Genomic DNA, 19,790 nt, shown 5'->3' on the forward strand with positions numbered 1-19,790 from the left:
GTACCTCCTCGCGACGGCGGGAGCGGGGTCCTAGTGTGATTGTGACCCGCGATCGCGGCCCCGGCGAGCCCCCGGGCGGCGTCGTTTGTCGACGGCCGGGTCCGGTCAGCGGTGATTTTCCACCCGGTGCAGCAGCCAGTCCGTGATCTCCTGGCCGGCGGCGACGCCGCGGGACGCGGTGACGGCCGTGGCCGGGGAGGTCCAGCCGGCGTCGTGGAGTTCGCCGTGCGCGGGGCGGATCGACGCGCGGGCGGCTTCGAGGAGTTCGGCGTCCAGCAGCGAGTCGCCGGCGGCGAGCATCGCGGACGCGCCGGTGCGGCGGGCGACCTCGGCCGCCGCGGCGGCCTTGGTGAGGCAGGCGGGCAGGCAGTAGACCTTGCGGCCCTGCAGGGACGTCCGCCAGCCGCGTTCGGCGCACCAGCCGGCGAGGTCGTCGACCCAGCCGGGCGGGAGGGCCGCGCGGTCGACGACCGTGTAGGCGAAGAGGTCGGACGCGGTACGCCGTTTCAGGACGAACTCACCGCCGGTCCGGACGAGGCGGTCCTGGATCTCGGCGAGCGGCGCGCATCCGTCCGCGATGCGGGCCCGCACGGACGCCGACCATGACGGGTCGTCCTCGCCGTCCACGAGGAGGTGGCCGCCGTTCGCGCAGATCGCGTACGCGGGTGGTTTCTCCAGCAGGTGGACGCGCCGGTACTGCTCGGGTGTCCGCGTCGTCGTGGGGACGAACACGGCGGACGCGGCGAGGGTCTCCAGTGTGCGCGCGGCCGCCTCCGTCATGTAGGAGAGGGGGGCGCCCTGGTAGAACTCAACGCAGACCAGGCGCGGCATGGCCTCGTCCGGGCCGTCCAGCGCGAACGCGGCCTGCGAGTAGATGAGCGTACGGTCCAGGTCCGAGCACACCAGCACGGTCACTGGACGGCCCCCTTGCCGAAGCGCGGGTGGATGAGCCCCATGCACGCGTAGGGGAACGCGTCCGGCTCGACGTCCACGACGGGCACGCCGCGTTCGCTTGCCAGGAGCCTGATGTGCGCCAGTTCGGGGCTCGCGTCCGCGCGCGCGAGGACCTTCCATGGGACGCGGCGCAGCAGCACCCGCGTCGTCTCCCCGATGCCCGGCTTGACCAGGTTGAGGTCGTCGATGCCGTGCTCGGCGGCGACGCCGCGGACCGCCTCCCATCCCGACCAGTCGGGTTCGCGGTCGGACGCCCGCAGGTCCGGCGCATCCTTCGCGACCCGCTCCGCCACGTCCGCGAAGCGCGCGCAGACGGTGTCGAGGAACAGCGCGGACACGTCGCCGGCGGCCAGGTCGGCGTAGAACTTAGCGCCGTGGAAGTCGCCGGGGCCGATCAGCTCGGCGTTCAGAACGGTCCGGCTGACCAGCCCGGACACGGTCGAGTTCAGGCACGCGGACGGGATCAGGAAGTCGTCGCGGGTGCCGTACAGCGGGGTGCAGCGGCCGGGATCGGCGAGGACGGCGAGGTCGGCGGGGAACCCGGTCCCGTCGAGCGCGGCGGTCAGCTCGCGCGTGATGGCGCCCTTGCCCGTCCAGCCGTCCACGAACATGACCGCGGACGGGTCGTGCCGCGCGGCGAGGTACCGCAGCGCGACGGTGTCGATGCCCCGGCCCCGGACGATGCTGATCGCGTAGTGCGGCAGGTCCAGCCCGTGCGCGAACCGTGCCCAGCGCCGCACCAGGATCCCGATGGGGGTGCCCGCGCGCGCGAGCGACACCACGACGGCGTCCGGGCCGCGCTCGGCGATGATCTGCTCGGCGACCAGTCCGGTCGCGTAGGCGAGCCGTTCCGCGGACGCCTCCAGCGCCTCCTCGAACAGCCGCCGGTACTCGGGACCCGGCTGGTACTCGACGGGCAGCGACTCGGCGTAGTGGGCGCGGCCCGCCTGGATTGCGGCCTCGCGCTCCTTCGTGGGCGCCTCCAGCCGCGCGCCCGACAGGTCCTTCAGCAGCCACGCGACGTCCTCGGCCTGGTAGCTGCCGAAGTCCGGCCCGTACAGCGGCCTCACTTGTCACCCCTATGGGACGGCACGGTCACGACCACCACCGGTGCGAGCGCGCGCAGGCGCGCCACCAGCCCACTGGCGAGCGCCTGGGTGTCGCCTACGTCGTCCACCACGAACACGATGCGGTCGAACGGCGGGCTGCCCGTGGCGGGAGCGACGTTGTAGGCGTACCGCTCCCCCGGGCCGTCCGCCGGGTCGTCGTGCGCCGGGAACGCGAGCCGGGTGCGGATCGCGTACCCCGGGTCGTCCACGGCCAGGACGGGCGAGCGGGTCGTCGTGGAGTACCGGACGTCCAGGCCCGGAAACGCTTCGGCGAGCGCCTCCGCCAGCCGCAGCGGCGCGTACATCAGCTCCTCGAACCCGAGCACGAGCACGCGGGACGCGCCGTCCCCGAGTTCCGCGGCCACGGCGTCGGCCAGGCGCGGGAGGTCCTTCTCCAGGGCCGTGCGATGTTCGGGCAGGAACCCGTGGCGGCCGCCGTCGGGCACGCCGTGCGGCCAGTCGAGCCGCACGCGCGCGACACCGAACGCCGCGCCCCCACCCGACGCCGCGTCTCCACCCGACGCCGCGTCCCCACCGGCCGGCGTGGAGTCGGCGGACAGCTCGGAGACGATCCGCGTGCCCCTCTCCAGAACGTCGTCCGGCAGCTCGACCCGTCCTGCGGCCAGGGAGACGGCGTCGATTCGCGTGCCCAGCCGCGCGGCGAGCTCGTCCACGCGCGCGCGGTCGGACGCGCCGCGCAGGTCGACCAGCGCCGCCAGGACGTAGTGCCTCCGTGGACGCAGCGCGTGCAGCGTGGAGATCGTGTTCAGGACCGTCTGGCCTGTGGAAAGCTCGTCGTCCACCAGGACGAGCGGGACGTCCCGGTCGAGCGCCACCGGGTCGGACGGCAGCAGCAGATGGCTCGTCGCGTGGCTGTGTTCCTCCTCGAACCCGCCGTACGCGGCGAAGCCCGGCACCGGACGGCGCGTGGAGTGCAGGTAGTAGGCGCCGCCCAGGGCGTCGGCCACCGAATGCCCCAGGGCGGTCGCGGTCTCCGCATAGCCGAGGACTATGGCGTCCACAGGCGGGCGCGGTTCCCGCAACGCGTCGCGCAACGCTGCGGCGGCGCCCGGCGCGCCCGCCAAGGCGTCCTTGAGCGGCCCCGACGGAACTGACGTCACCTCGTCGCGAAGGCGCGCGCGCACGAGCTCGCCCAGCAGCAGCCCCGATCCGTACACCAGCCGGGGATCGGTCGGGACGTGCTTGCCGAGCACCGCCGAGACCAGCAGATGCGCGCGCCTCGGGTTGCGGCGGACGGCGAGCCCCACCATCGACGCCAGCCCGGCCCCCACCGGACGGTCGCCGTCGACCAGCCGCACGCCGAGCCGTGACGTCACCCACACCCCCGGCCACACCGGTTCCCCGGACCGCACAGCGCCGACGCCCCTCACCGCCTCCTCAAGCCGCTCCGTCATCGGCGGTCCGCCGCTTCCAGGAGCTCGACGAACGTCACGTCCCGCGCGGCGACGCCGAACACGCGCGCGCGCAGCATCAGCCGTTCCGCCCAGGCGCGATGCGGTTTCGCCTCGTTCATCTTGTTCGCGTACGAACTGGCCATCGCGCCGCCGCCCGCGTAGCCCAGGATGTCGGCGGCGTCGCAGTACTCCTCGTGCGTCACGACGGACAGGGCGTGCACGGCCGCCACGTGGGTCGGGTGGATGACCGTCTTGCCCGTCAGGCCGTTGGCCTTGTCCAGATGCACTTCGCGGATCAGCCCGTCCAGGTCGGAGGTGATGAGGCGCTGCCGCAGCGGCGCGGCCCGCAGCGCCTCGAACGGCGACTGCCGCAGCTGCGGCTTGAACATCCGCTCCCCCGCCGAGAAGTACTCCCAGACCGGGCCGGTCACCACGAAGCCGCTGCCGTCCGCGCGGCCGAGCACGTTGACGATGTCGGTGATCGCCGCGGCGACCGGCCGGATGTCGTAGATCGTCAGGTCGGGCGGGCGGCGCAGCCCGTACGCCGCCGACATGTCGGTGGCGCCGATCCGCACCGCGAGGACCCGGTCGCGGTGCTTGGCCAGCAGCCGCGCCACGTCGTGCAGCACCTCGGTGCGGCTCTCGCTGTGCACCGCCTCCGGGCTCTCGAGCACCGGCATCGCCAGCAGCGGCAGCCCGGTGCGGGCCGCCGTGTCCTCCAGCGCGTCGAGGAACGCTCCACCGGACGGCGCCGTGAACTTCGGCAGTACGAACCCGCTGACCAGCTCCGCCGCGGGCCCCAGCCGGGCGGCGATGTCGCCGATCTGCCGGGGATCGCGGACCCGCACGAACAGCAGCGGCACGCCGTCGACGGACCGGCCGCCGTCCCGCTCCCCGCGGCCGTCCCGGTCGTCCGCGCGCCGGGCGTGCAGGTCCCGGAGCTGCGCGACCAGGTTGGCCTCCGCCTCCGGGACCTCGTCGTCGCCGATCGCGTCCTCCAGGCACACGACCATGCTCATCACGCCGCGCCGCGCCGCCTTCTCGATGTCGCCCGCGAGCTCGGGGCGCGTGGCGGGGCAGTACAGGGTCGCGCCGAGCGCCACCGCCAGCACCGCCGGGTCGTCGTGCCGGCCGAACGGGCGGGGATGCCGGTAGAACAGGTGCTTCCGGTAGGCGGCGTCGATGTGATCAAAGTGCCGCATGCCGGCCTCGCGTCAGCACGGGCATCGCGTCATCGCGGCACCGCGGTCATCGGTGCACCGCCGTCACAGGTGCCTCCCACGTCACAGATGCCTTCCGGATCACAGATGAACCGACACGGCCGGCAGCAGGTGCTGGAAGGTGCGGCCCGACGCGGTCGCGCCGATCGCGGTCATCGACCAGCCGTCGCCGTCCCGCGACACCTTCGCCATGATCTGCGCGTTGTGCTGCCCGGCCCCGCTCAGGTCGTACCGCGCGATCTCCTGCCCGGTCGTCTCGTCCACCAGCCGGCAGAACGCGTTCTCGATCTGCGAGAAGTCCTGCCCGGTGAAGGAGTTCACGGTGAACACCAGCTGCGTGACGTTGGCCGGGACGCTCTGCAGGTCGACGTTGACGACCTCGTCGTCGCCCTCGCCCGCGCCGGTCAGGTTGTCGCCGGTGTGCTGGACGGACCCGTCCTTGCTGCGCAGCTGCCGGAACCACACCGCGTCGGCGAGGTTGCCGCTCGCGTCGAACAGCAGGCAGGACGCGTCCAGGTCGATCGACTGGGCCTTGCCCTTGCCGAACAGCCCCTTCTTCGCGACGGCGTCCCAGCCCAGGCCCATCCTGACCCGGGTGAGGGTGCCGCCGCCGGGCTTGGCCAGCGAGACCTTCTGCCCCTTCTGCAGCGAAATCGTCATCGTCGGCTCCTTTGGTGATGATGAGCGGTCGTCGCGGGGTGTAGGCGGTACGGGTGTAGGCGGTACCGGTGCGGGTGCACGGACGGTACGGGTGCGGATGCGTAAGGGTACGGGCGGTCCGGGAGTGAACGGGTAAGGGTGTCGGACGGTCAGGGTGTCGGACGGTATGGGTGCGGACGGTGCACCGTGCGCGGGTGCACCGCCCCGTCGGACCCCGGCCGGGCGGGCCGGATCAGACCTTGCTGGAGTGCAGCGGCTTGTCGCCGCCCGCCGCGGCGGACGCGCCGTCGCCGCCCCGGTTCCGCACCACGGAGCTGATGAACGCGGCGATGATCAGGCCCGCGCCGATCCCGCCGGTGAGCCACTCGGGGACGTGCCGGCCGATGCTGACCAGCATGCACACCGCGAGCGCGCCGATCGCCCAGTGGGCGCCGTGCTCCAGGTAGATGTACTCGTGCAGGGTGCCCTTGCGGACCAGGAACACCGTCAGCGACCGGATGTACATGGCGCCGATGCCGAGGCCCAGCGCGATGATGATCGGGTCGGTGCTGATGGCGAACGCGCCGATGACGCCGTCGAAGCTGAACGAGGCGTCCAGCACCTCCAGGTAGAGGAACAGGAAGAACCCGGCCTTGCCGGTGGCCAGCGCCAGCGAGCTCGGCCCGGACCGGGCCGGCGCCCGCTCCGCGGCGGGCTCGGCGTCCCCGTCCTCGTCCTCGTCGTCCTCCTCGGTCGCCTCGGAGAACAGCTCGCCGAGCCCGTTCACCAGGATGTAGGTGACCATGCCCAGCACGCCGGCGATCATGACCTGGCCGGGCTCGTCGGCGAACAGCCCCGCGGTGAACGCCAGCGCCCCGCCCGCGACGACCACCGAGAGCTGGTCCAGCTTGCCGATCCGCTGCAGCGGCGCCTCCAGCCAGGGCAGCCACTTGTCGGCCCGCTCCTCGAACACGAAGTCCAGGAACAGCATCAGAAGGAACATCCCGCCGAACGCCGCGATCATCGGATACGCGTCGTTCATCAGGTGGTGGTACTTGTGCGGGTCGTTCAGCGCCAGGTCGAACGCCTCGACGGGGTTCAGCTTGGCGGTGATGCCGACGATCAGCAGCGGGAAGACCAGCCGCATGCCGAACACCGCGATCGCGATGCCGACGGTCAGGAAGATCTTCTGCCAGAACGGGCTCATCCGGTCCAGCACCTTGGCGTTGACCACGGCGTTGTCGAACGACAGTGAGATTTCCAGCACTGCGAGGACGGCGACCAGGGCCAGCCCGGTCCCGCCGTCGTAGAGAGCGGCGACCAGCAGGCCGAGGACCGTGATGCCGAAGGCCCATCCGAAGGTGCGAAGAATCATGCGCGTATTTCTCTGAGAGTGGACGGCCGGCCCGGCCGGCCGTCCTGCGGGGCGGCGGCCGTCAGCCGACGTTGACGCCGAAGTCCATGGCGATGCCGGCCAGGCCGGAGGCGTAGCCCTGGCCGACGGCCCGGAACTTCCACTCGGCGCCGTGCCGGTACAGCTCGCCGAAGACCATGGCGGTCTCGGTGGAGGCGTCCTCGGTCAGGTCGAAGCGGGCGAGCTCGCTGCCGTCGGTCCGGTTGACGATCCGGATGAAGGCGTTGCGGACCTGCCCGAAGTTCTGCTGCCGGTTGTCGGCGTCGTAGATCGACACCGGGAACACGATCCGGTCGCAGTCCTGCGGCACGGCGGTCAGGTCGACGTTGATCGACTCGTCGTCGCCCTCGCCCTCGCCGGTCAGGTTGTCGCCGGTGTGCTCGACCGAGCCGTCCGGGCTCTTCAGGTTGTTGAAGAACACGAAGTGCTGGTCGGAGATCACCTTGCCGGACGGGCCGAGCATCAGCGCGGAGGCGTCCAGGTCGAAGTCGGCGCCGGTGGTGGCGCGCACGTCCCAGCCGAGGCCGACGGTGACGGCGGTCAGATTGGGCGCGGCCTTCGTCAGCGAGACGTTGCCGCCCTTGGCGAGTGAGACTCCCATGTTCGGGCCACTCCCTTCCCGGGGGTAGAGGTCGTTCAGATGTTGACGCCGAAGTCCATCGCGATGCCCGCGAGGCCGGACGCGTAGCCCTGCCCGACCGCGCGGAACTTCCAGTCGGCCCCGTTGCGGTACAGCTCGCCGAAGACCATCGCGGTCTCCATGGACGCGTCCTCGGTCAGGTCGTAGCGGGCCATCTCGGACCGGTCGCCCTGGTTGAGGACCCGGATGTAGGCGTTGCGGACCTGGCCGAAGTTCTGGCCGCGGCTGTCGGCGTCGTAGATCGACACGGCGAACGCGACCCGCTCGGCCTCCGCGGGCAGCGCGCCGAAGTTCACGTTGATCTGCTCGTCGTCGCCCTCGCCGGCGCCGGTGGTGTTGTCACCGGTGTGCTCGACGCCGCCGTCCGGGGTCCGCAGGTTGTTGAAGAAGACGAAGTGCTGGTCGGTGAGGATCTTGCCGGAGGCGTCCAGCACCAGCGCCGACGCGTCGAGGTCGAAGTCGGTGCCCGTCGTGGTGCGCAGGTCCCAGCCGAGGCCCACCGTCACGGCCGACAGGCCGGGGGCCTGTTTCGTGAGCGAGACGTTGCCGCCCTTGCTCAGACTGACTCCCACGGCGTTCCTCCAAGATCGCATGACGTACCGGACGCCGGGCAGGCGTCTCGCTATATCGACGCAGCAGCGATGCTATCCGTTCCATCCGTTGTGGACGCATTACGCGAGAACTCCTGGACTGCGCGAGACTGGGCATGAGGACGAAGGGAGGCGGCGTTGCGGGGACCGGGCGACCAGCGGCGGCGCGGCAGGGGCGGTCAGGCCGCCGACGCGGCGATCCAGGCGCGCGAGGCGGCCGCCACCGCCTTCTACGACATGGACCAGGCGCAGAAGTTCCTCGACGGGCGCGTCACCGTGTTCGAGGATCTGGACGCGGGCGCCGCCGCGCCCGTCCGGCGGGAGTTCGCCGGTCTCTCGGAGGCCGCCGACGCCGCCTCCGTGGCCTACATCTCCGTCCTGGACGCGCACGATCTCGACGACCGGGAGCGGTCGCCCGCCGAGTACGACGCGGCCCGCCGCGCGTTCATGGCGTCCACCGAGCGGCTGCAGCAGATCACCCGGAACCTGAACGGGTTCGCCGAGCGGCTCGCGCCGCGGATGGCGCGGCTGGAGGCGGCCCTCGACCAGCTTCCGCCGCGCCTCACCGCCGCCCGGGACGCCGTCGCCGCCGCCGAGACCGCCGTGCAGGCGGCCCGGGCGTCCGGGATGGACGCCTCCGACCCCGAGGCGGAGCTGGCGCGGGCGAAGGAGGCCCTCGCGCTGCTGAGCTCCCAGGGGCTCGGCGGGCTCGGGCTGGACGGGGCGATGCGCAAGGCCGACGAGGTGCGGGTGATCGCCGAGAGCGCCCGCCTGGCGGCCGAGGAGCTGCCGAAGACGGCGGAGAAGGTGCGCAACTCGCTCGCCTCCGTCCGCACCCGCGTGGACGTCGTCGCGAACCGCGTCGGGCCCGTCCGGGAGGCGATGAAGGTGCTGCTGCGCGCCTACTCGCAGGCCTGCTGGCAGGACCTGCGGGGCGCGCCGGAGGCGATCGAGGCGGGCGTCGAGCGGGCGCGCGAGCGGCTGGACGAGGCGATGGCCTTCTCCCGCGCGACCGAGTGGAAGCGGGCGCAGCAGGCGCTGACCGCGGCGCGGACCGAGCTGAACGGGGCCGACCGGCGCGCCGGGCAGGTCACCGGGCGGGTGACGGAGCTGGAGGCGGTCGCCGCCGACCCCGAGAAGCCGGTCGAGAGCGCCCGGTTCGCGGTGCGGGACGCGCAGCGGCTCGCCATGGCGCAGCCCGGTGGCGCCGCACCGCACCAGGCGCGCGCGCTGGACGCCCTGGTGGAACGGCTGGAGCACGCGCCGAAGCGGCTCACCGGCGCGCACCCGGACTACTGGGCCTATCTCCAGGAACTGGAGTCGATCAAGACGGCCGCCGGCGACGTGGTGACGCGCATCCGCTCCGAGCGCGCCGGAGGCGGCTCCTGAGAGCCGCCCACGGCGGGCTGTCAGGCGAGCCGTGGGCGCCCTCAGCGGGTCTCGTGGCTGCATCAGCGGGCCCTAGGCGAACCGTCAGGCGAACAGGGTCTCGCCCCAGTGGCCGCCCTCCTTCACGCCGGGCGGGCACGCGAAGATGCCCGATCCGACGTGCTGGACGTACTCGTTCATCGCGTCGGACGCCAGCGACTCCTGGATCTTGATGAAGCCGGTGCGCGGGTCGCGCTGGAACGCGATGAAGAACAGGCCCGCCTCCAGGCGCCCCAGGCCGTCCGAGCCGTCGGTGAAGGAGTAGCCGCGCCGCAGGATCCGCGCGCCGCCGTTGGAGTCCGGATGCGCCAGCCGGACGTGCGCGTCCGGCTTCATCCGCGCCAGGACGGGCTTGTCGCGCTCCTTCTTCTCCCCCACCGGCGCGCCCTCGGACTTGCTCCGGCCGAAGACGTCCTCCTGCTCGCGCAGGGACGTCCGGTCCCAGGTCTCGATGTGCATCCGGATGCGGCGCGCGACCAGGTACGAGCCGCCCGCCATCCAGTCCGAGCCGTCGCCCTTGCCCGCCCAGACGTGCTTGTCGAGCAGCTCCGTGTCGTTGGTGCCGATGTTGTCCGTGCCGTCCTTGAAGCCGAACAGGTTCCGCGGCGTCTGCGCGTCGGGGGTCGTCGAGGACGTCTTGCCGAACCCGAGCTGCGACCAGCGGACGCCGACGACGCCCATCCCGATCCGCGCCAGGTTGCGGATGGCGTGCACCGCCACCTGCGGGTCGTCCGCGCACGCCTGGACGCAGATGTCGCCGCCGCTGCGGTCCGGGTCGAGGTTCTCGCCGGAGAAGCGCGGCAGGTCCACCAGCGCGGCCGGGCGCCTCGCCTTGATCCCGAACCGGTCCTCGCCGTCCTTCTCGAACAGCGTCGGGCCGAACCCGATCGTCAGCGTCAGCCGGGACGGGGGCAGCCCGAGGGCCTCGCCGGTGTCGTCCGGCGGCGCCACCCCGACCTTCGGGATCGCGCCCTCGCCGATGGCCCGCCCCGCGGTCATGTCGGCCGCGGCCTTCGTCCAGTCCTTCAGCATCTGGACGAGCTTGCCGCGGTCGCCGGTGGTCACGTCGAACGCGGCGAAGTGCAGCCGGTCCTGGACGGCGGTGGCGATGCCCGCCTGGTGCGCGCCGTAGAACGGGACGGCGGCCGCCGTGCCGGAGCCGCCGGTGTCGGCGGAGGCGACCCGGTCCAGGCCGGCCCCCGCGGCGGCGCCGACCAGCAGGCTGGCGCCGGAGAAGCCGAGCATCCGGCGCCGGGACATCCCGGCGCGCGGCGCGTCCGGCGAGGCGGACCCGGGGTCCGACGGACGGGACTGCGTCATTTCGCCACGACCTCCGCGAGCTTGGACAGCGGCTCGCCCAGCGCGTTCACCGCGTCGGCGAGCTTCTTCCGGTCGTCCTTGCCGACCTTGTCGTAGGAGACGTAGCCGTCGCCCTCCTCGTGCTTCTTCAGCAGCGCGTAGACGGCGTCGAAGTTCTCGTCGAGGTCCTTGGCGAGCTGCGCGTCCTTCTCCTGGACGACCGGCTTGAGCAGCTCGTAGGCCTTCTTCGCGCCGTCCACGTTCGCCTTGAAGTCGACGAGGTCGGTGTGGCTGTAGGTCTCCTCCTCACCGGTGACCTTGCCGGTGGCGACCTCGTCCAGCAGGCCCTTCGCGCCCGCGGCCATGTCGTTCACCGGGTCGAGGGTGAGGCCCGGCAGCCGGCCCTTCAGCGTCTCCAGGTCCGCGAGGAGCCGGTCGCCGTACTTCTCCTTGCCCTTGACGGAGCCGTCCTTGAACAGCGCCTTCTCCAGCAGGTGCCAGCCGGACCAGTCCTGCTTCTCGTCCGGCTTGAGGTCGGCCTCGCGGGTGTCGACCTTGCCGTCGATGTCGCTGAACTTCTCCGCGACGGACTCGATCGACTCCCAGCCGACGCGGGACGGCGCGTACAGCTTCTTCGCCTTCTCGACGTCGCCGGCCTTCACCGCCGCCACGAACGGCTTGGTCTGGGCGATGGTGTCGTCCAGCTGGGCGATCACGTACGCCTTGTAGTCGGTGGCGGCCTTGGTGAGCCGCGGGTCGGCGCCGCCACCCTGGCCGGTGACCGTGACCTCCTGCGAGGGGCCCTTGCCGGTCTGCCCGGCACTGCACAGCAGCTTGTACTTGCCCTCCGGCAGGTTCACCACGAAGTTCACGCTGGTGCCGGGGCCGATGTTCTCCCGCTCGGCGAGGATGCTGCCGTCCTGCCTGAGCACCTCGAACTCGTTGACCTCGGAGCCCTTGTTGGTCACCTTGAAGGAGTTCTTGCCGGCGGGCAGCTCGGTCTTGCCGACCTCGCACTTGTCCTTGGACGCCGTCACCGGCACGGCTCCGGCGGCGTCCGCCTTCCCGTCACCGCCGCACGCCGAGAGCAGGGACATCGACACGGCGGCCACACCGCTGAGGGCGAGCACGGAGACAGGACGCATGGGCGGACTCCAGGATGCAATGGTTAGGCTCACCTAAATTAGCCAAGCCTGCCCTCACTACGTCAAGTCGCCCCCGCGACAGTGAGGCATCCCACGGTCCGGACGGTCAGCGCGGGCGGTCGTTGATGCCCATCGTCAGGTTCCGCGCGGCCATCGGCGGGCCCGACTGCGGGTCGCCGTACGGCGGCAGGTGCCCCTGCTGCGAGTGCTGGAGGTGCTGCGACGCCTGGTGGTGCGGCGCCGGCTCGCGCACGGCGGGCTCCGCCCACACGGCCGTCCCGTACGCGCACACCTCGTGGCCCCCGCCGGGCAGCGCCGCGGTGTCGAACCGCATCCCCACCACGGTGTTCGCGCCCTTGCGGCGCGCCTCCTCGCCGAGCCGGTCCACCGCCTCGCGGCGCGCGGCCGCGAGCCCGAGCGCCGGGCGGTCGCCCGTCACCCGGAACGTCGCGCTGCTCCCCGCGTGCCCGGGCTGCTGCATCCCGGCCTGATCGGTCTGGACGGCCGTCCCCAGGACCTCGCCGAGCACGCTGCGGATCTCGTACCCGGCCACGCCATCAGTCGTCACGATCAGCATGGCCATTACGGTAATCCACCATCCGCCCGAAATGCGACGTCAAGCACCGGATCCACGGAACGCGCCGCGCACGGCGAGCGATCGGCGCGCAGGGCGAGCGACCGCCCTCCGGACCGCTCGGGCCCGGAGGGTGGTCGCCCCCTGTCGCTCTCCCCCGCCCGATCCCCCGGTCCGGGCGGTCGGATCGCCGCTACTCGAGGTACTCCCGCAGCATCTGCGCGCGGGACGGGTGCCGGAGCTTGGCCAGGGTCTTGGACTCGATCTGCCGGATCCGCTCCCTGGTCACGCCGAACTCCCGGCCGACCTCCTCCAGCGTGCGCGGATGCCCGTCGGTCAGGCCGAAGCGCAGCTGGATGATGCGCTGCTCCCGTTCCGACAGCGTGCCGAGGATGTCCTCGAGCTGGTCCTGCAGCAGGATGAACGCGGCGGCCTCGATCGGCACGACCGCGTCCGCGTCCTCGATGAAGTCGCCGAGGTCGGAGTCCTCCTCGCCGATCGGCGACTGCAGCGAGACCGGCTCCTGCGCGATCCGCTGGATCTCCACGACCCGGACGGGCGGCAGCCCCATCTCCAGGCCGATCTCCTCGGGGGTGGGTTCGCGGCCGAGGTCCTGGTGCATCTGCCGCTGCACGCGGACCAGTTTGTTGATCGTCTCCACCATGTGCACCGGGATCCGGATGGTCCTGGCCTGGTCGGCGATCGCGCGGGTGATCGCCTGCCGGATCCACCAGGTGGCGTAGGTGGAGAACTTGAACCCCTTCGTGTAGTCGAACTTCTCGACCGCACGGATGAGTCCGAGATTTCCCTCCTGGATGAGGTCGAGGAACAGCATTCCCCGGCCCACGTACCGTTTCGCGATCGAGACCACCAGCCGCAGGTTGGCCTCGATCAGCCGTTGCTTCGCCCGGACGCCGTCGCGGGAGAGCAGTTCGAGGTCGATGCGCTCGGCGTGGGAGAGGACGGCCGTGCGCGCCATCTTCTCCTCGGCGAACAGCCCCGCCTCGATCGATTTCGCCAGTTCTACTTCATCTTCTGCCGTGAGAAGCGGTACGCGACCGATCTCTCTCAGATAGATCCGGACCAGGTCGCTCGTCGGCGCCCGCTTGCCGAGGTCTCCCTCATCCGCTCGCGCGACGTCCTCGGTCTCCTGCTGAGATTCGAGGACCTCTACCCCCTGCTCTGCGAGCATCCGGACGACCCGCTCCAGGGAGTCGTCCGGCAAGTCCGAGCGATCGAGAGCGGCAGCGACGTCTTCGACGGTCACACCGCCGCGCTCTCTGCCGCGTGCGACGAGGTCCGCCACCTGATCAACCGATGGCGCCTCGCTTGGCAGCACCGAAGGGCCCACGGGGACAGTCTGCGACAGATGCGGCCTAGATCACAGGACCCATTTCGCGGTAATACCGGCTACTGGGATCCAAGCCCTCGCTCCCGCAACACCCGTCTCTGCTGCTCAAGCGCGACAAGATCGCCGAAGAGCCGGTTGTACTGTTCGGGGTCCTCGACCGGATTCAGCCGCTGGAGTTTAGATTTGGCGTCGGCGATCATGCGGGTGAGCTGGCGTTCCTGTATTCGGGCCAGCAGTTCCACGGCATAGCGGTCGTCCGATTCCTGTGCGGACCGTACCGGCTCGACTCCGAGCATGGTGATCAGGTCCTTGACCTGGTCGTTCGGCGCCCTCTCCAGCAGCATCAGCGCCCACTCCGAGGCGTTGCCCGCCGCGGTCACGCCGCCCGCCTGCGCGATCACCGCGCGCACCGCGGCGTGCGGCGGCGCGATGAACGCACCCTCCGGGACCTCGTCGAACACCGGCCCGAGCATCGCCGGACGCTGCACCGCCAGCTTCAGCAGCTCGCGCTCGCGCTGCACCTCCGGGTCGTTCGGGTCGTAGGCCGGCCGCCGCGGCACGGCGGCGTTGCCGTTCCCGTTCCCGTTCCCGCCGTTGCCGTTCCCGTCGCCGTTCTGCGGGCCGGCGCCGCGCCCGTTGCCGCGGCCGTTGCGCGCCTGCGCGTGCCGCCGGTTCGCCAGCTCGCGGACCCGGCGCAGCACGAACTGCTCGTCCATGATCCCGAGCCACCGGTCCAGGCTCACCGCGTACATCTGCCGCAGCGCCCGGTCCTTGATGGCCGCGACGACGGGCGCCGCCGCGTCCAGCGCGGCCAGCCGCCCCTCCGCGGTGTCCAGGTCGTGCTGCTGGATCGCGCTGCGCACCGCGAACTCGAACAGCGGGAGCCGCGACGCCACCAGGTCGCGCACCGCCGCGTCGCCGTGCCGGATCCGCAGGTCGCACGGGTCCAGGCCGTCGGGCTGGACCGCCACGAACGTCTGCGTGACGAACTTCTGCTCGTCGGCGAACGCGCGCAGCGCCGCCTTCTGGCCGGCCGAGTCGCCGTCGAAGGTGAAGATCACCTCGCCGCGGAACTCGTCCTGGTCCATGAGGAGCCGGCGGAGGATCTTGATGTGGTCGTCGCCGAACGCCGTCCCGCAGGTGGCGATCGCCGTCTGCACCCCGGACAGGTGGCAGGCCATCACGTCGGTGTAGCCCTCGACCACCACGGCCTGCCGCCGCCGCGCGATCTCCTTCTTCGCCAGGTCCGCCCCGTACAGCACCGAGCTCTTGTGGAACAGCGGCGACTCGGGGGTGTTCAGGTACTTCGGACCGTCGTCGTCCTCGTAGAGGCGGCGCGCGCCGAACCCGATGACGTCGCCGGACAGGTCGCGGATCGGCCACATCAGCCGGCCGCGGAACCGGTCCATGGGGCCGCGCCGCCCCTCCTTGGCCAGGCCGCCGGCGACGATGTCGCGGTCGGCGAACCCGCGCCCGCGCAGGTGCCGGACGAGGCCCTCCCACTCGCGCGGGGCGAACCCGACGCCGAAGTGCGCCGCGTCGGCGGCCTCGAAGCCGCGCTCGGACAGGAACGTGCGGCCGATCGCACCCTCGGGCGAGGCGAGCTGCTCGGCATAGAACTCGGCCGCCGCCTTGTGCGCCTCCAGCAGGCGCGCGCGCTGCCCGGTGTCCTGGCGGGGGCCGCGCCCGCCGCCGTCCTCGTAGCGGAGCTGGATGCCGACCTGCGCGGCGAGCCGCTCGACCGCCTCGGAGAACGACAGGTGCTCGATCTCCTGGACGAACTTGATGACGTCGCCGCCCGCCTCGCAGCCGAAGCAGAAGTACAGCCCGCGCGAGGGGGTCACGTTGAACGACGGCGACTTCTCGTCGTGGAAGGGGCACAGGCCCTTGAGGTTGCCGCCGCCCGCACTGCGCAGCTGCAGGTACTCGCCGATGATGTCGGCGATGGACGACCGCTCGCGTACGAGCGCGATGTCCTCATTGCGAATACGGCCTGCCACAGCGAAGGAGTCTACGGCGCCCCGGCGACATCCAAGGCATCACAACTCGACAGGTATCGCGGGTCGGAGACGTGGCCGGACCCGGCCTTGTTAACGGCTGGTAACCCTGCGCCAGCTATGGACAAACGGATTGTGACGCGATGAGATGGCGCACCGAGTTCTTGCCCCACCCCCCAGGCGGACCGATGACGGATGTTGTGCTGGACGGCGTCGAGAAGGTCTATCCAGGCGGGCAGGTCGCCGTCCGCAAGGTCCGGCTGCGGATCAACGACGGCGAGCTGTTCGTACTGCTCGGGCCGTCCGGGTGCGGGAAGTCCACCATCCTGCGGATGATCGCCGGGCTGGAGGAGATCACCTCCGGCGACCTGTGGCTGAACGGGTCGGTCGCCAACGACCTGCCGCCGCGCGACCGGAACGTGGCGATGGTGTTCCAGGAGGGCGCGCTCTACCCGCACCGCACCGTCAAGGGGAACATGATGTTCCCGCTGGAGGTGTCGGGCGACGACCGCGCGGAGGCGTCCGCGAAGGTCGTCGAGCTGGCGCGCGCGCTCGGCCTCAACACGATGATCGACCGGCTGCCGGGCACGCTGTCGGGCGGCCAGCGGCAGCGCGCCGCGATCGGCCGGGCGCTGATCCGCGAGCCGTCGCTGTTCCTGATGGACGAGCCGCTGTCCAGCCTGGACGCCGGGCTGCGCACCGAGCTGCGGGTGGAGATCGCCGCGCTGGTGCGGTCCAGCCGCACCACCACCGTCTACGTCACGCACGACCAGATCGAGGCCATGACGATGGCCGACCGGATGGCGGTGCTGCGCGACGGCGTCCTGGAGGACGTCGGCACCCCCGAGCAGATCTACGAGGACCCGGCGACGGTGTTCGTCGCGGCGTTCCTCAGCTCCCCGCCGATCAACCTGCTGCAGGCGACGCTGTGGGCGGTCGAGGGCGAGGGGCTGCTGCTCGACCTCGGCCCGCAGCGCCTGACGATCCCGTGGGACGACCCGCGCGCGTCCTCGCTGATCAGCCATCACGGCCGGATGGTGATCGTCGGGATCCGGCCCGACACGCTGATCCCGATCGCGCCGGGCTCGCCCGCCCGGCAGGGGACGGTGCTGTCCGGGCGGGTCCATTCGCTGGAGTTCCACGGCCACGAGTGGCTCGCCTACGCGCAGGCCGGCATCCCGACCGTGGACGCGAACGAGTTCGGGCGGCCCCGTCCCGCGCCGGCGCCCGCGGCCGCGCAGCCGGGCCTGCGCGACCGGCTGCGGGAGATGCTCGGCCGCCCGTCCGGCGAGCCGGGCCGGGCCGAGGAGCACGAGGGCCACCACCGCCGCTCCGACCTAATCTTCCGCGCGAACCCGGGCCAGCGCCCGAACCGCGGCGACCACGTGGCGCTGACGGTGAACCTCGACCGGATGCTGCTGTTCGGCGCGGACGGCCGCCGCGTCACGCCCGTCCAGCGCTGACGGCCGTCCCCCGCCGGGCCGGGCCGGGCCGCGGTCCTCAGGTCTCCTTTCCGTACACGCCGGCGCCGCGTTCGAACGCCGAGAGCGTCGGGTCGTGGTCGAGCGGCCCGGTGTCGGACATCACGCTCATCCAGTGGTGGAAGTTGTCGCCGCGCTCCACCAGCAGCTCGTAGAGCCGGCGCGTGAGGCGGCGCCGGACGTCCGCGAGCTCGGGGTGGTCGACGCGGTTGAGCAGCTCGTGCGGGTCGGCGTCCAGGTCGTACAGCTCGTCGCGGGACTCCGGGTTGACCACGAGCTTGTACCGGCCGTCGTGGATCATCCGCTGCGGGTAGGGGAAGTGGTGGCCGTGGAACTCGGCGACGCACTCCCGCCGCCACGGGACGTCGCGCCCCTCGACCAGCGGCAGGACGCTGCGCCCGTCGACCGCCGGGGACGTGTCCTGCCCGGCGAGGTCGAGGATGGTGGCCGTCAGGTCCATGAGCCCGACGAACTCGCCGCTGACGCGTCCCTCCGGCGCACCGGGGACCCGGACGATGCCGGGCGTGCGGTAGATGTCCTCGTACATGGCCGGGCCCTTGTCGTGCAGCCGGTGCGCCCCCGTGAACTCGCCGTGGTCGGCGGTGAACAGGACGGCCGTCGAGCCGTCGAGACCGAGGTCGGCGAGGGCGGCCAGGATGCGGCCGATCTCGTGGTCGATCATCGCCACGTAGCCCCGGTAGACGGCGATCAGCTCGCGGGACACCTCCTCCGGCAGCGTGTCGTAGGTCCACAGCTCGCTGTACCTGCGCTGCACGGCGGGCTTGCCCTCGAACGTCTCGGCCACCGACGCGGGCAGCTCGACGTCCGCCGGGTCGTAGCGGTCGTAGTACTCGTCCGGGAGCAGGTACGGCAGGTGCGGTCCGAAGAAGTGGGTCGCGAGGAAGAACGGGCGGCGGCCCGTCCTGTAGTCCTCGGCGTACCGCTCCAGGTGCTCGATCGCGCGGGTGGCGAGGTAGTGCTCGAACGTCGCCTCCAGCGGCTGGCTCAGCCGCGCCGCGAGCAGGTTGCCCGGCCTGCGGTTCGGTAGCGTCCCCCGGATCGGGTTCGTGATCGCGAACGGGGGGAGCCCGCGTTCCTCCAGGTAGGCGAGGTAGTCGGGGTGGTCCACCGGGTTGTGCCAGCCGGGCAGGTGCGGGCCGTCGAAGCCGTAGTGGCCCGCGCTCCGCTCGGCGCCGACGTGCCATTTGCCGATGAGGCCGAGGTTGTATCCGGCCTTGGCGAGCGGCTCGGCGAAGGTGAACTGGCCGTCGGCCAGCTCGTCCAGGTAGCCGACGTTGCGCTCCCGGTTGGCGAGCAGCCTGTGCCGGAACGGCGCGTACCCGGTGAGCAGGCTGGCCCGGGCGGGCGCGCAGATCGCGGTCGGCGTGTAGGACCGGTCGAAGCGCGTGCCCGCCGCCGCCAGGGCGTCCAGGTGCGGGGTGCTCACCGAGCCGTCCGCCGCGTAGCAGCCGAGCGTGTCGACCCGGTGCTGGTCGGTCATCAGGAACAGGATGTTGCGGGGCGCGTCCGCTCCGGTCACTTGCCGGCCGCCTTCGCGTACAGGTCGCCCGCGTAGTAGGTGTCGGCCTTCGGCACGGACTTCAGCTTCCCGGACTCGGCGAACAGCGCGGACAGCCCGTCCAGCCACTTGGCGACGGTCCCGTCCTGCGTCTTCGCGACGAGGTCGGCGGTCGCCGGGTACTCGCCGTTCGCGGCGTCCGCCTTGACCTTGTCGACCGGCAGCTTCATGAACGCCGCGGTCAGCTTGACCGTCTCGTCCAGGTGCGCGGCGCGGTAGTCGGCGGCCTCCTGGAGCACCCGGTCCAGCTTGGTGACCAGCTCGGGCTTGTCGCTCGGCAGGTCGGGGGCGCTGACGAACGCGTTCGGGAAGCTCATCGCCGGGTAGAAGTCGCGGTCGCCGGCGAGGTCGACCAGGTCCGGCTTGCGCTGCTTGATCGTGTCGATCAGGGGGTACCAGATGCCGGCCGCGTCGATCTGGCCGGAGGCGAACGCGGACACGATCGTCGTCGGGTCCATCGCGACCTTCTTCACGTCCTTGGCGGTCAGCCCGGCCCGCTTCAGCGCGAGCGACAGGATCATGTCGCCGGACGTGCCCTCCGGCACCCCGACCTTCTTGCCCTTCAGGTCGGCGACCGTGCGGATCCCGCGGCCCGGCTGGGCGATCACGTGGTCGGCGAACCCGAGCCCGTTGATCGCGATGATCTTCGCCTTGCCGGACGCGGGCAGCCAGAACGCCCCGGGGCCGATGTAGCCGGCGTCCAGGTCCCCGGCGCCGAGCGCCTGGATCTGCAGCGGGCCGTTGGTGAACACCTTCGTCTCGGGCTTGAGGCCCTGCTTCTTCCACAGCCCCTGCTTCTCGGCGATCGCGAGCAGGCTGGAGCCGTTGAAGTCGGCGATGTAGCCGAACCGGACCTTCTCCGACCCGCCGGACCCGGCCTTCGCGTCGCCGCCGCAGCCGGCCGACGACAGGGCCAGCACGGCCGCGGCGAGTCCCGCCAGCGCGGTGCGCATCC

Annotated in this window: 17 protein-coding genes; 2 read left to right on the forward strand and 15 right to left on the reverse strand. The window is 71.8% G+C overall.

The genetic code is table 11. The features are described 5' to 3' along the window. Positions 1 to 105 precede the first annotated feature (105 nt). The 8 genes from ABT299_RS40210 to ABT299_RS40245 all read right to left on the reverse strand — a co-directional run bounded on the left by ABT299_RS40210 (position 106) and on the right by ABT299_RS40245 (position 7,963). Positions 106 to 915: an HAD family hydrolase gene (locus tag ABT299_RS40210; protein ID WP_190867744.1), complete on the reverse strand. Its 810-nt coding sequence runs from the start codon at positions 913 to 915 to the stop codon at positions 106 to 108. Next, positions 912 to 2,024 (reverse strand): cysteine protease StiP family protein, encoded by a 1,113-nt coding sequence (locus ABT299_RS40215; RefSeq protein ID WP_500253963.1) that lies wholly within the window; start codon positions 2,022 to 2,024, stop codon positions 912 to 914. Before ABT299_RS40215 ends, ABT299_RS40210 begins: the two co-directional genes overlap by 4 nt. Beyond that, a complete protein-coding gene (locus ABT299_RS40220; protein ID WP_500253964.1) occupies positions 2,021 to 3,478 on the reverse strand; it encodes a phosphoribosyltransferase family protein in 1,458 nt (485 codons plus the stop codon). The genes ABT299_RS40215 and ABT299_RS40220 overlap by 4 nt, the downstream gene beginning before the upstream one ends. After that, positions 3,475 to 4,680 (reverse strand): HpcH/HpaI aldolase/citrate lyase family protein, encoded by a 1,206-nt coding sequence (locus ABT299_RS40225; RefSeq protein ID WP_500195101.1) that lies wholly within the window; start codon positions 4,678 to 4,680, stop codon positions 3,475 to 3,477. The genes ABT299_RS40220 and ABT299_RS40225 overlap by 4 nt, the downstream gene beginning before the upstream one ends. 99 nt (positions 4,681 to 4,779) lie before the next feature. Further along, positions 4,780 to 5,358, reverse strand: coding sequence for a TerD family protein (locus tag ABT299_RS40230; RefSeq protein WP_190867753.1), 579 nt, complete (start codon positions 5,356 to 5,358; stop codon positions 4,780 to 4,782). Between the two features lie 232 nt (positions 5,359 to 5,590). Beyond that, positions 5,591 to 6,712, reverse strand: coding sequence for a DUF475 domain-containing protein (locus ABT299_RS40235; protein WP_190867755.1), 1,122 nt, complete (start codon positions 6,710 to 6,712; stop codon positions 5,591 to 5,593). Positions 6,713 to 6,773: 61 nt separating this feature from the next. Beyond that, a complete protein-coding gene (locus tag ABT299_RS40240; RefSeq protein ID WP_190867757.1) occupies positions 6,774 to 7,352 on the reverse strand; it encodes a TerD family protein in 579 nt (192 codons plus the stop codon). 35 nt (positions 7,353 to 7,387) lie between these two features. Further along, positions 7,388 to 7,963 (reverse strand): TerD family protein, encoded by a 576-nt coding sequence (locus ABT299_RS40245; protein WP_190867759.1) that lies wholly within the window; start codon positions 7,961 to 7,963, stop codon positions 7,388 to 7,390. Positions 7,964 to 8,119: 156 nt separating this feature from the next. On the opposite strand from ABT299_RS40245, the gene ABT299_RS40250 reads away from it, so the two are divergent. Then, positions 8,120 to 9,370 carry a molecular chaperone DnaJ gene (locus ABT299_RS40250; protein WP_500253966.1) on the forward strand — a complete coding sequence of 417 codons (1,251 nt, stop codon included), beginning with the start codon at positions 8,120 to 8,122 and terminating at the stop codon, positions 9,368 to 9,370. 84 nt (positions 9,371 to 9,454) lie between these two features. On the opposite strand, the gene efeB is transcribed toward ABT299_RS40250, so the two are convergent. The 5 genes from efeB to dnaG all read right to left on the reverse strand — a co-directional run bounded on the left by efeB (position 9,455) and on the right by dnaG (position 15,778). Then, on the reverse strand, positions 9,455 to 10,729 hold the full coding sequence (efeB, locus tag ABT299_RS40255; protein WP_190867763.1) for an iron uptake transporter deferrochelatase/peroxidase subunit: 1,275 nt from the start codon (positions 10,727 to 10,729) through the stop codon (positions 9,455 to 9,457). Then, positions 10,726 to 11,853 (reverse strand): iron uptake system protein EfeO, encoded by a 1,128-nt coding sequence (efeO, locus tag ABT299_RS40260; RefSeq protein WP_190867766.1) that lies wholly within the window; start codon positions 11,851 to 11,853, stop codon positions 10,726 to 10,728. The genes efeB and efeO overlap by 4 nt, the downstream gene beginning before the upstream one ends. Before the next feature lie 106 nt (positions 11,854 to 11,959). Further along, a complete protein-coding gene (locus ABT299_RS40265) occupies positions 11,960 to 12,430 on the reverse strand; it encodes a YbjQ family protein (protein WP_190867768.1) in 471 nt (156 codons plus the stop codon). Between the two features lie 190 nt (positions 12,431 to 12,620). Then, positions 12,621 to 13,766 (reverse strand): RNA polymerase sigma factor RpoD, encoded by a 1,146-nt coding sequence (rpoD, locus tag ABT299_RS40270; RefSeq protein ID WP_208270801.1) that lies wholly within the window; start codon positions 13,764 to 13,766, stop codon positions 12,621 to 12,623. Between the two features lie 71 nt (positions 13,767 to 13,837). Next, positions 13,838 to 15,778, reverse strand: a complete 1,941-nt coding sequence (dnaG, locus tag ABT299_RS40275; protein ID WP_500253967.1) for a DNA primase — start codon at positions 15,776 to 15,778, stop codon at positions 13,838 to 13,840. Positions 15,779 to 15,963: 185 nt separating this feature from the next. Between dnaG and ABT299_RS40280 the strand changes: the two genes are divergently transcribed. Further along, positions 15,964 to 17,238 carry an ABC transporter ATP-binding protein gene (locus tag ABT299_RS40280; protein WP_190867775.1) on the forward strand — a complete coding sequence of 425 codons (1,275 nt, stop codon included), beginning with the start codon at positions 15,964 to 15,966 and terminating at the stop codon, positions 17,236 to 17,238. Positions 17,239 to 17,275: 37 nt separating this feature from the next. On the opposite strand, the gene ABT299_RS40285 is transcribed toward ABT299_RS40280, so the two are convergent. Both ABT299_RS40285 and ABT299_RS40290 read right to left on the reverse strand, forming a co-directional pair. Further along, entirely contained in the window at positions 17,276 to 18,796 is a 1,521-nt protein-coding gene (locus tag ABT299_RS40285; protein ID WP_347257117.1) for a sulfatase family protein, read from the reverse strand. Beyond that, positions 18,793 to 19,788, reverse strand: coding sequence for an aliphatic sulfonate ABC transporter substrate-binding protein (locus ABT299_RS40290; RefSeq protein WP_500253974.1), 996 nt, complete (start codon positions 19,786 to 19,788; stop codon positions 18,793 to 18,795). The genes ABT299_RS40285 and ABT299_RS40290 overlap by 4 nt, the downstream gene beginning before the upstream one ends. Positions 19,789 to 19,790: the final 2 nt, after the last annotated feature.

This window comes from Spirillospora sp. NPDC000708 (assembly GCF_040299565.1).
In the GTDB taxonomy this organism is placed as follows: domain Bacteria; phylum Actinomycetota; class Actinomycetes; order Streptosporangiales; family Streptosporangiaceae; genus Spirillospora.

Bases quoted from the DNA above. Each gene is read 5' to 3' on its own strand.
- ABT299_RS40265 (WP_190867768.1), bottom strand. From the start codon at position 12,430: ATGCTGATCGTGACGACTGATGGCGTGGCCGGGTACGAGATCCGCAGC.
- ABT299_RS40235 (WP_190867755.1), bottom strand. From the start codon at position 6,712: ATGATTCTTCGCACCTTCGGATGGGCCTTCGGCATCACGGTCCTCGGC.
- efeO (WP_190867766.1), bottom strand. From the start codon at position 11,853: ATGCGTCCTGTCTCCGTGCTCGCCCTCAGCGGTGTGGCCGCCGTGTCG.
- ABT299_RS40225 (WP_500195101.1), bottom strand. From the start codon at position 4,680: ATGCGGCACTTTGATCACATCGACGCCGCCTACCGGAAGCACCTGTTC.
- ABT299_RS40290 (WP_500253974.1), bottom strand. From the start codon at position 19,788: ATGCGCACCGCGCTGGCGGGACTCGCCGCGGCCGTGCTGGCCCTGTCG.
- ABT299_RS40230 (WP_190867753.1), bottom strand. From the start codon at position 5,358: ATGACGATTTCGCTGCAGAAGGGGCAGAAGGTCTCGCTGGCCAAGCCC.
- ABT299_RS40220 (WP_500253964.1), bottom strand. From the start codon at position 3,478: ATGACGGAGCGGCTTGAGGAGGCGGTGAGGGGCGTCGGCGCTGTGCGG.
- ABT299_RS40240 (WP_190867757.1), bottom strand. From the start codon at position 7,352: ATGGGAGTCTCACTCGCCAAGGGCGGCAACGTCTCGCTGACGAAGGCC.
- ABT299_RS40280 (WP_190867775.1), top strand. From the start codon at position 15,964: ATGACGGATGTTGTGCTGGACGGCGTCGAGAAGGTCTATCCAGGCGGG.
- efeB (WP_190867763.1), bottom strand. From the start codon at position 10,729: ATGACGCAGTCCCGTCCGTCGGACCCCGGGTCCGCCTCGCCGGACGCG.